The organism is Agarivorans sp. Alg241-V36, assembly GCF_900537085.1.
Lineage (GTDB): Bacteria > Pseudomonadota > Gammaproteobacteria > Enterobacterales > Celerinatantimonadaceae > Agarivorans.
Window position 1 is genome coordinate 198,513 of record NZ_UNRE01000002.1, and the last position, 12,968, is coordinate 211,480.

Below are 12,968 nucleotides of genomic sequence, written 5' to 3' on the forward strand. Positions count from 1 at the left end.
TCTTATAGATTTTGTAGTGAATTAGTTAATCGGCGGCTTGGGAGTTACCACGGGCTCAGGCAATAGCTCGTCAGAGTGATTCCAGCTGCGTAGCGAACTCATTTCTCGACTCGATATGATCCAAGCTTCACCGCTGTGCCCCTGAATGAAGTAAGTTTCATAAGGGGTATCGATGGTGGCATATAGCGCATCTTGGCCAGAGGTAAGCGTGACTAGGTAGTTCTCACCGTTTCCGGTATCAAAACGAGAGATGATGTCTTTACCGCCATGATCTAGCGGCACAACACTGACAACTTCGGTGACGAAGTTCTCATCCAATTGCGGGACTGGGATGTCCAGTTGATCACCAACCCGTAAATCTTGCACATTGAGATTCGAATACTCGACAAAGCGGCGCTCGGTTCCGTCTTTTAGCAGTTCTTCAAATTGGGCAGGAACTTCTGGTAATACGTTCCAGGCGCGAACATGGCTTTCGCGCGGTAGGGAGTTGGCTACGCTACCTTCTTCGCTTGCCAGCTGAAGCGCTTGTTGCTGTTTCTCAGTGATGGGCGCCTGAGGCGTAATGGTCTTGCCGTGTTTAGCGCTTAGATCGCTACCTTCGGGTTGGTTTGTTTGCTCAGCGCTGCTGGTTGCTTTTTGCTGAGGTGGTGGAATTAAGGCTTGCTCTAAGTCTTGTTGAGGGCCATTGCTATTTAGGCTGTACAAGGCGGCTAAGCTCGCGGTCAGCAGAGCAAGTGCGCCTAAAGGGGCTGTCTTTTTCATGTCGTTCTCTTGTATCAAATACAATTAAAGCGGTGCGAGGATGGGCTAGGCCGACGCAAGGTTGGCCAAGCCTCAAGCGTTTATTGCTCGGTCAGCGATACTTCATCAATGATGAAGCTCTTAGCTGCATCTGGGCCGAAGAAAAACAGCTCTGCATTGATCAGGCTACCACTCGCTTGAACGGTGAATTCGGCGCTGATCTCTTGCCAGGCAGTGCTACCTGATACCTGGCCTAGTTTGTGCCATACATGGCCAGCGCTATCTTGAGTAAGCAAGCGAGACTCAATCTTAGTGCTGCTGCCAGAAACCATGCGCACCATGGCGCTGAGTTTATAGCTGCTGCCCACGTTGAGCATGCTGATGACGTCTTGCTTGGGACCGTGATACCAAGCGCTACGGTCTTTACTTAACAACGCATAATTGCCGCTATAAGCACTGGTTGTAGTGGTGGTGGTGGCTGAGTAGCCAGAAACCCAGCCTGTGCTGTTGCCTGTTTCAAAGTCACCATTTACCAGCAGGTTTACTTCTGGTTCAGGAATTGGAGGCTCTTCACCGCCGCCGTTCCCGTCTACGGGTAGTAAACGCAGTTGGTCTAAGCGAGTACCATCTTCACGAACATATACTGTGATAGTGTTTTGGCCTTCGTTTAGCTGAACTTCAAGGCTGTCGGTATTACCACGTGAATTTACGTCCATTTCATCATAAGCAGCGGTGGCTAAGGTGTCCCACAAATGAATGTCACCATCGTTTACTTGGATCCAAAATGAATCAGCGCTTTGGGTAGGCGAATAAGCAGTGCCTTTCACTAGGTAACGCCCGGCGCCAGTGGCAATAAAGGACATCTTAGCGCGATGAGGATTACTAGTATTGCCCTCGTAGTAGCTACCGCTATAGGCGGAGTCGATGTATGCACCACCTTGAGCAGCACTGTCACTACCTACTTTAAACTCACCAGACAAATTGGCGCTCTCTGCCTCAATAGTGATAGGGCGGGGAATACCGTCGTAGCCACCGTTTTCACCATCATCTTGGCCGCCATTACCCGCACCAATGCGAACCAGGCGCAGACGGTCTAAACGCGTGCCGTCTTCACGTACATAGACTACGATTTTGTGTTGCCCTGCTGAGATATCAATCTCAACTTGGTTGGCTTCGTTACGGTAGTTAACATCCATCTCCTCATAGTATGAGGTGTTGTTGGTATCCCAAACCTGACGAGGGTTGTCGTTAACTTTTATGTAGAACGAGTCTGCTTGATTGTTCGGCGCAAAGGTGGTGCCTTTGAGGGCATACAAACCCGCTTTAGGAGCTGTAAAGCTAAGCTCGGCACGGTTAGCTTCTACGTTTTCGCTGTAGTATTTGCCTTGGTATTCAGCATGAATGTACTGACCGGCTGACGCGGCGCTATCGTTGCCTATTTTGAACAGACCAAAGAGTTGAGCATCTTCAGCCTCTATGATGATGTCGCTATCATTACCACCACCGCCATTATTGCCACCGAGCTCATTTTGTATTTGCGCTTTGGCTGAGCTAGAGATACTCCAGCGCAGAGTATTTTCGAAGTATTGTACTTGGTCGCTGCGACTCGCTCGACTCACAATGCGATACCAGTTATCTCGTGCTTGTTGGTGAGCAAAGCGGTTACTCAGACGTGGGTTGTTGTCTATTTGTTGATAAAGTCTTTGTACAAAAGCCTTGCCTCCTAAGGTGTCATACCACTCCAGCAAGACCGCTGACATTAGTGTGTTGATGGTACCGTTACGCCAAGGCAGTTTGCTGGTAGCCCAAACGTTATCAAAAGTATAAGCATTGTTGTTTAGGTACTTATTGAGTTCGTCTCGATGATCTTGGCGAAAGCGAGCATAGTCTTTACCGAAATAGTGCAGACCTACACCTAAATCATCAACAATCCAAAAGGCTGCGGCGTTGTTGAAGCCAACTGTCCAGTAGCCATAGGCTGAGTTATTACCGTCCATTGCCCAATCTATCCAAGCATTCCATCCGTTAGAACCGGTCTTGTAAAAGTTCCGATTCATTTCATATAACCATACTTGGTCAATGCTTATATTCCCTTGGCGTACTCGCTCATAAAAAGGGTTAAACAAACCGCTACCGACCGATAAGCCAAAGACGCCATGAGCAGCAAGACCGCCTGCACCATTATTGTCCTTGGGTATTTGAATGGTGGGTCGCCCTTTATAAGAACCATTCAATGAGAGGTTGCGAAGGCCGGTGAATTCTTCGAAAGATGCTTTCGATGCAGCCATTAAGGCAACGATTTTTTCCATGGTAGCGCGTTCATAAGTGCTACCAGACGCCCCTTCAATAGCAATTGCCATATTGTTGCTGTACCAAACCGTTGCGGTTCGGTTTCCTTGATTGGCGATATTGAAGTTGAAATTAACATTTTGGTCGATGTTAATTGCCACACCACCATTGTATCGAGCAGCAAATGAGTTACTCGACAAACACATTAAGATTGCACAGCACATAACCATACTGTGGCGCAGAATTTTAGCCATTTAGTTTCCCTATTGACCGCTAGCAAATGCAGTGTTGTTGCTAGTCGCTCAAATCCTTTTGAGTTTATATTTATAGTAATTGTATGATTTTAAAGCAGGCTAATCATACTCCTACAATTAACAAAGTAAATAACAAGCATCAATAAATCTTTATAAATTAATAAGATATCGTTTTCAGATTTGGATTGGCAGGTAAGGGCGGCGATTTAAGCTGCTATCTGTGACATTCAGTTGCAAATTAAGCAAATCAAATAGAAACGCCGGAAACTGCTTTGAGGTTGGGTGGCTTTAAAGACTTGCATGTGAATTTGACAATTACCTACTAATCTATAAGTATGAACTTATGAGTATATTATTTAGCCAAGTTTCAGCGCGAATTATCATCATTCCATAGGAATGGTGGGTTTGCTGATGTGCTTAGAAACTAGAAACCCGCCCTCGAGGCGGGTTTTCTATTTCTGCCTCTTGGGATTTTACTGTTAGGAGGTAACATGAAAAAAGTAGCGATATTTGGGAAACCAGGCAGTGGTAAGTCAACCTTAAGCAAGGCTTTGACTCAGGCAACACATCTCGAGTTGCATGCTTTAGATTCCATTTTGTTTAATGCCGATGGCAGCCAAATAGATCGCCAAGCTTACGACTACAAGCATCGCGCTATATTGCATTCTGAAAACTGGATAATTGACGGCTTTGGTCCAATATCTTCTTTTTATGAGCGCCTTGAGGCGGCCGATACGCTTATTTACATCGATTTACCCTATGCGGTGAGTTATTGGCTGGTGACTAAACGGCTATTAAAAGGAATATTTATTAAACCCGCAGGTTGGCCCAGTGGCAGTTCGGTGATTAAAGGAACGCTGCAAAGCTATAAAACCCTAAAGCTTTGTCCCAAGTTTTGGAATGATGAATTTATGCAGAAGCTGCAAGAGATAGCAAAGGGCAAAAAGCTCTATGTGATTCGCTCAGTAGCAGAGCTAAACCGCTTTGTTGAACAACATCAAGAATAGAGGCTTAGCTGCTCATGTGTTTGATCACTTCGTCGCCAAAGGCTGAGCAGCTTACTTCGCTGGCATTATCTATCATTCGAGCAAAGTCATAAGTGACGGTGCGTGCGCCAATGGCGCCGTCTACACCTTGGCTGATCAGCTCGGCAGCTTTTATCCAGCCAATGTGTTTTAACATCATTTGGGCGCATAGAATAATAGAGCAAGGGTTTACTTTATCTTGCCCAGCTAGGCGCGGCACGGTGCCATGTGTGGGTTCGAAAAAGGCGACTTCGCTGCTCATGTTGGCGCCTGGGGCAATGCCAATGCCACCTACATGGGCTGCCAGTGCATCGGCCAGTAAATCACCGTTTTGGTTCATGGTGGCAATCACATCGTAGAGCTCTGGGTGCAAGGTCACCTGTTGGAACATACTGTCGGCAATGATGTCTTTGATCACTAACGGCGCTTGGCCGTTTTCGCGCGGGATCTCTAACCAATAGCCGTTGCTGTGAGTTTGAGCGCCAAATTCTTCTTCAGCTAATTGGTAGCCCCAGTTTTTAAAGGCGCCTTCGGTAAATTTCATAATGTTGCCTTTGTGCACCAAGGTTACCGATTCTCGCTGGTGGTCCAGTGCGTACTGAATCGCATGGCGGATCAGTCGTTTAGAGCCTTGTTCGGAAATGTGTTTGATGCCCACGCCACATTCTTCACTAAAGCGCATTTTAGTCACGCCCATTTCTTGTTGAAGAAAGTCAATCACCCGCTCTGCGCCTGGGCTGCCTGCTTTCCATTCTATGCCGCTGTAAATGTCTTCGGAGTTTTCTCTAAACACTACCATGTCGGTTAGCTCAGGATGTTTAAGCGGCGAGGGGACACCTTGAAACCAGCGAATAGGGCGAATATTCACAAACAGATCCATTTCTTGGCGCAAGGAAATATTCAGTGAACGAAATCCGCCGCCGATTGGGGTAGTGAGCGGGCCTTTAATCGCCACTTTGTGTTCGCGAATCGCCCCCAGCGTTTCTTGCGGAAACCAGTCGCCGTCATACATATTGGCGGCCTTTTCACCGTTAAAGACTTCCATCCACATAATTTTTCGTTGCTGGCCATAAGCCTTCTCAACAGCGGTATCAACCACTTTTAGCATCACCGGAGTGATGTCTACTCCCACGCCATCGCCTTCTATGTAGGTGATGATGGGCTTATTGGGTACCAGCAATTCTTGTTGCTGGTTAATACTTATTTTTTCTCCGCCAGCGGGAATGCGAATATGTTGATAGGGCATGTAAAGCCTAAAAGTAACGAGTGCTTGGTCTTTACTCTACTTGGCGAATTAAACAGGGGCAACGCTGAGTGCTGCAAGAAGTGATGTGGTAAGGATTTAAAGCAAGAGAAAAGGCTAAGCGCTGGTGTAGTGCTTAGCCCAATAAACTATTGAAGTGCGTTGGCGAAACCTTCAATGGCAGGTTTTTGTTTTAATTGCTCATCGAATAGCAGTGGCCAATCGTTATGACCAGTGAAGTTAGGGATCCAGCTGTCTGCGTCACTCACACCCCACACGCTAATGCCACCACGCTGGTTAGCTGGAACGTTGGCAAAATAAGCGGCAACAATTTCTTGGTAGCGCTCTTTTTGTTGTTGGGCCATTGATGCGGTGAAGTTATTTCTGTCACCATTGGGGTTCATTTTTATGTCTAGCTCGGTAATTTTAACCTTCAAGCCTTTGGCAGCTACTTTGGCAAAAGAAGTCCCAATGGTTTCTGCACTTGGCCAATCGTAATTTACGTGCATTTGAAATCCAATGCCGTTAATTGGTACATCATCGGCCAGCAGTTCGTCTGCTAAACGTAATACCGAGTTTAGCTTAGCTCCGTCATCTTCAATGTTGTAGTCGTTGTAGTAAAGCTCTGCACTAGCGTCTGCTGCGCGCGCCATAGTAAAGGCTTTTGGAATAAAGTCTTTACCTAAATTACGATACCAAGGGCTACCATGGCCGCCGCTGTTTGCATCGGTATCACGGTAGCTGGCGTAGCCGTTGTCGTTATTGTCGTTAAAGGCTTCGTTTACCACATCCCAACTAAATACTTTACCGGCGTAGTGCTGAGCTACGGTGGTAATGTGGGCTTCCATCATGTCTTCCCAGTTACCACTGAAATTTATCATCCAGTCTGGCATTTGCGAGTGCCAGACCAAGGCATGAGCGTGCACGGTAACGCCATTGTCTAAGGCCCAGTTCACCAAATTATCGGCATCTTCAAAGCTAAAGTTGCCTTGAGTGGGCTGTAAGTAAGAGGACTTCATGATGTTCTCTGCTGTAATTTGGTCAAAATGCTGAATCACTACATTTTGCAAATCAGGTCGAGATAAAATGCCGTTAGAAAACCAGTTTTGGTACTCAGCTGGAACCGCAGCGCCTACATAGCTAGCTGTGAGATCTTTAAGGCTAGCTACTTCTGGGACTTCAATCGGCTCTCCTGAATCTGAGCTGGAGCCTCCGCAAGCAGCTAAGCTTGCACAAATTGCCGTTGAAATGAGTGCCATTGATAGTGAACGCATACCTAATCCTTGATATTTGTTAGCGCTAACAGCAACCTTTGATAAAACCTGTCGCCGAGAGATTTTCCTATTAAACCAAGATAAAGCGCTTTCATGGGATTGCTAAAACACTTTATCGTTTTATAAGAAATTGCTTTTGTGACCTAGAACGGAAGTTGGCAGTTTGGAATGACTAGTTGTCCCCTTAAATTTCCTTTAAATCAATGAGAAAGAAAGGTGGGTTAGGGCTTACCTCCGCTAATGCTATAGCTTTTAATCCTGCCTAGTTAGTCTTCTATAGAGTTAATGTTTGTTGTTATAAACTGGCGTTAGCGTTCGCTTTGAACTGTTGCTTTTCTGTATTCTCTGCTTATATCACCAATTAAGACTTTATATTCTTATTTTTATTGTTTGGTGATATTTAATGCTGCATTACGTTTTATAACAGCGCGATAGAATAAATTACAGCTTTTGCTTTCATTTGTGATCTGTATCTATGGTAAGGTTTTCATGCGTGATATTGCTCTCAATTTAGTCAATTTTTTGGATGTATATTCTGTTTCGTTGTCGCCAGCCCCATCGCGGCAAAATAAAAAGCATAAAAATATCATTATTCCAGGAGTTGTTTTATATGAACGTGAAAGCGCTTACATCGGCAGTGGCAATTGCACTTACTTGTTCACCTTTAGCTAGCGCAGCTGAAGATGAGGTTAACGCCGACCAGTTTCAACAAATTAAAGACTCACAACCGGTTGTTTTAGACCCTGACTTTCAAGTTGAAGAGGGCATTATTTTCTCTGGCTATGCGCGTTACGGTTTGCATTATTCCGATGACTTTCAAAAATATGTTCAAGCTGAAGGTGAGCTAGCGGGGCGTGCGACAGGTCGCTTAGGTAACGAAACCAATGGTGGCGAATTTCAATTTGCTAAAGCCTTCCAAAGTGACAGTGGCGCAATTTGGGATGTGGTATTGATGCTAGAAAACTGGTGGAAGTACGAGTCAGAGCTGCAAAGTGGTGAAGAAATATCAGAGTATGGTGATATAGCGCTTAAAAAATTCTACGCCGGTGCCACTAACATTTTTGCTTCGCAACCTAACGCTTACATTTGGGCTGGACGAGACTTCCACCAACGTCCACAACAGGGCATAAATGATTACTTCTGGATGTCTCACGATGGTCAAGGTGGTGGTATTTATAACCTTGAATTGGGTGATATGGCAAAACTAGACTTCTCGGTAGTGGGTCAAGTTGATGGTCCTGGAGATAACGGCAACTACGCACTTACCTCTAAGTTACATGCCTTGCAACTGGCTGATTCATTAGCCTTAAGCTTTTTGTTCAACTACGGCTTTGAAAGCGACCAATATGACGACAATGGCGTAATTGAAAACAAAGACAAGATCAATGCTTACCACTTAGCCGCAGTGTTAGATCAAAACTGGTCTAAAGGCCGCAATCAGTTTATCGCGCGCTATGCAGATAATGCCGATACCAGCGTATTCAATAAAACCGAAGACTTAACCACGCTGTATTTAAGCTTGGAAGGTGCGGTTAATTTTAATGAGAAAGTGGCCTTAGAGTACTTAGGTGCCTACCACAATTACGATGCTAACTCTTCAGAAGATGATCGTACTAACTACAGTGCCATTATGCGCCCAATGTACAACTGGAACGAAACGCACTCTACCTGGTTAGAAGCGGGTTACTCTGTGGTTGATTACGACCAAGGTGGTAAAAACAAAGCTTGGAAAGTGACCTTATCGCAAAACGTTACCATTAACGCCTTTGCCAATGCTCGTCCAATGCTGCGCTTTTACGTGACAGCGGGTCAAGCCGATAACCAAGTTCGTAGTAACGAAGCGATTGCCGCCGAGCAAGATACTTTAGCCATGGGCGCAATGTTTGAGTCTTGGTGGTAGGGCTTAAATAAACCCTTAATGTTACACCTATTGTGTATTTGAGTTGTTGGGCGCAGTAAACCTGCGCCCCTTTTTGTTAGCGTAACTCTCTGCGGAGTATTTTACCCACATTGGTTTTGGGCAGCTCTTCTCGATAAATTATGTCTTTTGGCATTTTGTAGCCGGTTAAGTGTTTACGGCAATGCTTTTTAATCTCATCGCGTCCAACCCGCGCATTACACACCACAAACAAGCGAATGCGTTCGCCACTCACATCGTCTGGAACACCTACTGCTGCGGCTTCCACAATCGACGGATGTAGCGTTGCAACTTCTTCAATCTCGCTCGGAAATACGTTAAAGCCTGAGACTAAAATCATGTCTTTTTTGCGGTCTTCAATAAAGAAGTAACCCTGTTCGTCCATGCGGCCAATATCGCCAGATTTAATCCAACCGTCTTTGGTGATTACGTTGGCTGTTTCTTCCTCTTGTTTCCAGTAGCCCTGCATCACTTGCGGGCCCTTAATTTGTAGTTCGCCTATGCCACCAACATCTAGCTCATTGCCTTCTTCATCTACCACCCGAATTTGGGTGCTAGGCATGGGCACGCCAATAGAAGGAATAAAGGCCTGTTGTTCATGGGTACCTGCGGCCACAACTGGTGAACACTCGGTAAGTCCATAGCCTTCAATTATCGGCATTTGGGTAAGCTCTTGCCATTGCTCGGCGATGTGCTTTTGAGTCGCCATGCCGCCAGCAATAGTGAAACGGGCTTTAGAAAAATCTAGCTGCCTGAAGCCTGCGTGATTAAGCAAGCCGTTAAACAAAGTATTTAAGCCAAAGATCATGGTAAACGGGTACTTACGTAGGTCGTTTACAAAGCCATTAAGATCTCGCGGATTAGTAATTAGCAAGTTTTTACCGCCAATGTACAAGATGAACATCATGCTCACGGTATTCGCGAAAATATGGTAAAGCGGCAGCGGTGTTACAGCATGTTCTTGGTCTAACAAAGTGCGAGGGGCAAAGTGATAATAAACTTGAATCACGTTAGCCAGCACATTGTGATGGCTTAACATTGCACCCTTAGCCACACCAGTGGTGCCACCGGTGTATTGCAAATAAGCAATGTCATCGCCGCTAATTTGAGGCTTTTGATAAGCCATGGTTTTGCCCTGAGTTAAGGCGCGTCGCATCGATATAGCGCCAGGCAAGTTGTATTTAGGCACCATTTTTTTAACGTACTTAACTACAAAGTTAACCAGCGTGCGTTTATGCACGGCCAGTTGGTCGCCAATACTGGTAAGAATAACGTGCTTAACTTGGGTGTCTTTAATCACTTGCTGCAGGCTGTTGCCAAAATTAGTCACAGCCACAATTGCGCTAGCTTCTGAGTCGCAAAGCTGGTGCTTTAATTCGCGAGGAGTGTATAGCGGGTTAACATTTACCACGACTAAACCAGCTCGCAGGGCGCCATATAGCGCAATGGGGTATTGCAATACATTAGGCATCATTAGGGCGATGCGCTCGCCAGCTTGCATGCCTAGTTCTTGCTGCAAGTAGGCGGCAAAGGCTAGTGATTTCTGGTCTAGCTCTTGATAGGTGAGGCTTTTACCCATGTTGATAAAGGCGGTTTGCTTGGGAAACTGTTTACAGCTGTGTTCAAACAGTTCCAGCAAATTCTCAAATTGCTCTGTGCTTATTTCTGCGGGCACATCGTCTGGGTAGCTTTTTAACCAAGGTTGGTCTGATGAATTCATATTCTATCCTCACCCATTAGTTAGCATTAATAGTCCTGTTTGGCGAACCAAGCGGTTTTACCAAGCAGATAATATGCTGTTTGGGCCTTATCTATTTTTGCCCGCAAGATTAGCTGATTGGGATAATAAACCCTAGCGTATTTTTGTGAATCGTTGAGCTAAATCATTAGCCAATTTCATCAAGTAACCAGTTTTGTGGATAAAGTGCCGATATGCACCGAGATTATTTGACCTTAGCAAAGATTTAAATAAGGGAGTGGGGTAGTGGAGAGAGCTTTTTGACTAGCAAAGCCTAAACCAACAATGGCAGTGGTGTTTAGGCTTTGCATTGGTACCTAGTCATTAGTACTTAGTCATTTTTCTGCTTTGTTTGAGTGTTTATGTTGTTAGCCAAAGCCTGCACTTCTGCGACTTTGCGTTTTAAGTCTTCAGTCGCAAATTTGTTTAAGTTATTGCGTGAAGCTTCCAAGGTGATGCCGATTCCAATCATATCTAAAGTGTCGCCCATGAGTATTTCCTCTGCTTTATGACCTTAGCGATATTGCTAAAGCGTGCTTGCAGTGTAGATTGATAATGCGACACTAATAACTCTCTAAGCGATTTGATTTATATCTCTTGGTGCGCGGGTGATATATTCCACTATCTACGGTGTGACTGGCAATCTTAATCAATTGCTAGAGAGTGTTGGAATTGAATCTTCGAAATAAAATTCTGTTATTTGTCGTCAAGCTTGCAGAAGTAGTCGGTGAAGGCTTGCATGGCGAGGTTTTGATGGCGTTCTTTTTTCCACACAACATCGCAGTGCCAGTGCTCTTTGCTCATTCCGTTTACCCACAATTCGCTAAGCTGTTGTTGTGCGAAAAGCGGCTCACATAAATAGCGAGGCAAAATAGCCCAGCCTAAACCAGCTTTTACTAACTCAATAATCTGCTGGCTATTGCTGGCGCGAATTTGACGGTGGCTAATGGATTGAGAGCTTGCTAAGCCCAGCTGGTTGAAAAAGTTAAAGCCTATCTGCCTAAGCTGGCGTAGCTCTAGCTCTGAGACCTCTACTACTTGCTGAGAAGGCTCAGCTTTAATCGCACAGCACAACTCAAACTGATAGGCACGAGAATAAATTAACTGTGGTGAATACTCAAAGGTTCCCAGGCTAAATCCTATATCAACCTCTCCTTGTTCCACCCATTGGTGAATGCTCATGGTGTCGCCACTAAGTACGTCTATATCTAGGCTTGGATATTGTTGGTTGAGGATCTTTAGCCCTGTGGCAAATTGTTCGTCCATGAGGGATACATCAACCGCGATGTTGAGCTTATCGGGTTGTGCTTCAAGTAAAGCTTGGGACTTTTGCTCAAAGTAATTTAGCTCGCTAAGCACTGATTTAGCGTAGCAATATAGTGAGATGCCTGCTTCAGTAAGCTTTACTGATTTGGCCGAGCGCGTGAATAAGCTCAAACCAAGATCTAACTCTAGGTCATTCACCAAGTGGCTAACGGTGGTGCGGTGTTTACCTAGTTTACGTGCCGCTGGACCAAAGCCTCCATATTCTTTGGTATAAACAAATGCTTCGAGTTGCTCAATGGATGCAGGCATGGCTATCTAGGGAGGCCTTATTAGAGGTCAATACTTATTACTATATCCTATTTAGTGCTAGCTTGTATTTGTTAGCTTTTACTGACTATAAGCTTGATTATAGCCTTGTTTTTACTAGTGTTAGCTTAGGGGAGAAGAAAGGAAGCAGCGGTGTTACGCATATTAATACTTTTTCTTAATTACTTAGTTATTGTCTCTGCGCAGGCTGCGTGTGAAACCATTAGAGTTAATGGTGAGCATAATTGGTTTGATGTGTCATACAGAGAGAACTCGCAAGCTCCACTGGAGGGTTTGGCAGTAGATTTGGCTAACCGAGTATTTGCTGATGTGGGTATTAAGCCCGAGTATCAAGCGATGGTGCCATGGAAGCGACAGTTTTTGCAGTTAGAAACCGGTGATTTAGATTTAATTGTAGCGGCATTTCACAACCTGCAGCGAAGCCAAAAGTTTGTGTTTAGCGAAGCTGTGGGCGTGGAGTATAGCACTGCGTTTATACACAAAGAGCAAAGCGCTGCTTTTACTGGTTTAGCTAGTTTAGAGGGCAAGCAGGGCATACACCTGTTAGGCAGTAGTTTTGGCGACCAGTTTGACAGCTTTGCGAAACAGAACCTTACTATTTCAACAATGGATGACTTAGACAGGGCCATTAAGCTTATTGCCTTAAAAAGAGCTGACTATTTGTTATATGCCACCCACGGAGGAAGGCTAAAGATTGCTGATACAGAATATGCCGATATATTAGTGGATTTACAGCCTAGTATTAGTAAACAGCCAATTTATATGGTGATGTCTAAATCCTCGCCTTGCTTGGAACACTTAGATGAAATAAATAGCGCTATTAGGCGACATCGAGACGATTTCTAGGTGTCGTTTTTCAATAAAAAAGCAAGCCCTAAGGCTTGCTTTTTAGT

General features: G+C 45.0%; 10 protein-coding genes. 3 read left to right on the top strand and 7 right to left on the bottom strand.

Annotated elements, in window-relative coordinates; all coding sequences use genetic code 11:
* Window positions 1-21 precede the first annotated feature (21 nt).
* Complete coding sequence (locus G6R11_RS05350; protein WP_163132060.1) at window positions 22-762, bottom strand: hypothetical protein; 741 nt, start codon at window positions 760-762, stop codon at window positions 22-24.
* An 80-nt stretch (window positions 763-842) separates the two neighbouring features.
* Window positions 843-3,284, bottom strand: a complete 2,442-nt coding sequence (locus tag G6R11_RS05355) for a carbohydrate binding domain-containing protein (protein ID WP_163132061.1) — start codon at window positions 3,282-3,284, stop codon at window positions 843-845.
* A 491-nt stretch (window positions 3,285-3,775) separates the two neighbouring features.
* Here G6R11_RS05355 and G6R11_RS05360 point away from each other — a divergent pair, with 491 nt between their 5' ends.
* Window positions 3,776-4,291, top strand: coding sequence for an adenylate kinase (locus G6R11_RS05360; RefSeq protein WP_163132062.1), 516 nt, complete (start codon window positions 3,776-3,778; stop codon window positions 4,289-4,291).
* Between the two features lie 4 nt (window positions 4,292-4,295).
* Here G6R11_RS05360 and icd read toward each other — a convergent pair whose 3' ends face one another.
* Window positions 4,296-5,555 (bottom strand): NADP-dependent isocitrate dehydrogenase, encoded by a 1,260-nt coding sequence (gene icd / locus G6R11_RS05365; protein WP_163132063.1) that lies wholly within the window; start codon window positions 5,553-5,555, stop codon window positions 4,296-4,298.
* A 146-nt stretch (window positions 5,556-5,701) separates the two neighbouring features.
* Window positions 5,702-6,826 carry an endo-1,4-beta-xylanase gene (locus G6R11_RS05370; protein WP_163132064.1) on the bottom strand — a complete coding sequence of 375 codons (1,125 nt, stop codon included), beginning with the start codon at window positions 6,824-6,826 and terminating at the stop codon, window positions 5,702-5,704.
* Between the two features lie 610 nt (window positions 6,827-7,436).
* Between G6R11_RS05370 and G6R11_RS05375 the strand changes: the two genes are divergently transcribed.
* Entirely contained in the window at window positions 7,437-8,726 is a 1,290-nt protein-coding gene (locus G6R11_RS05375; RefSeq protein ID WP_163132065.1) for a carbohydrate porin, read from the top strand.
* A gap of 76 nt (window positions 8,727-8,802) precedes the next feature.
* Here the strand turns inward: G6R11_RS05375 and G6R11_RS05380 are convergent, their stop codons facing one another.
* The 3 genes from G6R11_RS05380 to G6R11_RS05390 form a co-directional block, all read right to left on the bottom strand.
* Window positions 8,803-10,464: an AMP-binding protein gene (locus G6R11_RS05380; RefSeq protein ID WP_163132066.1), complete on the bottom strand. Its 1,662-nt coding sequence runs from the start codon at window positions 10,462-10,464 to the stop codon at window positions 8,803-8,805.
* A 349-nt stretch (window positions 10,465-10,813) separates the two neighbouring features.
* Complete coding sequence (locus G6R11_RS05385; RefSeq protein ID WP_163132067.1) at window positions 10,814-10,972, bottom strand: hypothetical protein; 159 nt, start codon at window positions 10,970-10,972, stop codon at window positions 10,814-10,816.
* 206 nt (window positions 10,973-11,178) lie between these two features.
* Window positions 11,179-12,057: a LysR family transcriptional regulator gene (locus G6R11_RS05390; RefSeq protein WP_163132068.1), complete on the bottom strand. Its 879-nt coding sequence runs from the start codon at window positions 12,055-12,057 to the stop codon at window positions 11,179-11,181.
* A 150-nt stretch (window positions 12,058-12,207) separates the two neighbouring features.
* On the opposite strand from G6R11_RS05390, the gene G6R11_RS05395 reads away from it, so the two are divergent.
* A complete protein-coding gene (locus G6R11_RS05395) occupies window positions 12,208-12,921 on the top strand; it encodes an ABC transporter substrate-binding protein (RefSeq protein WP_163132069.1) in 714 nt (237 codons plus the stop codon).
* The last annotated feature ends 47 nt before the right edge of the window (window positions 12,922-12,968 follow it).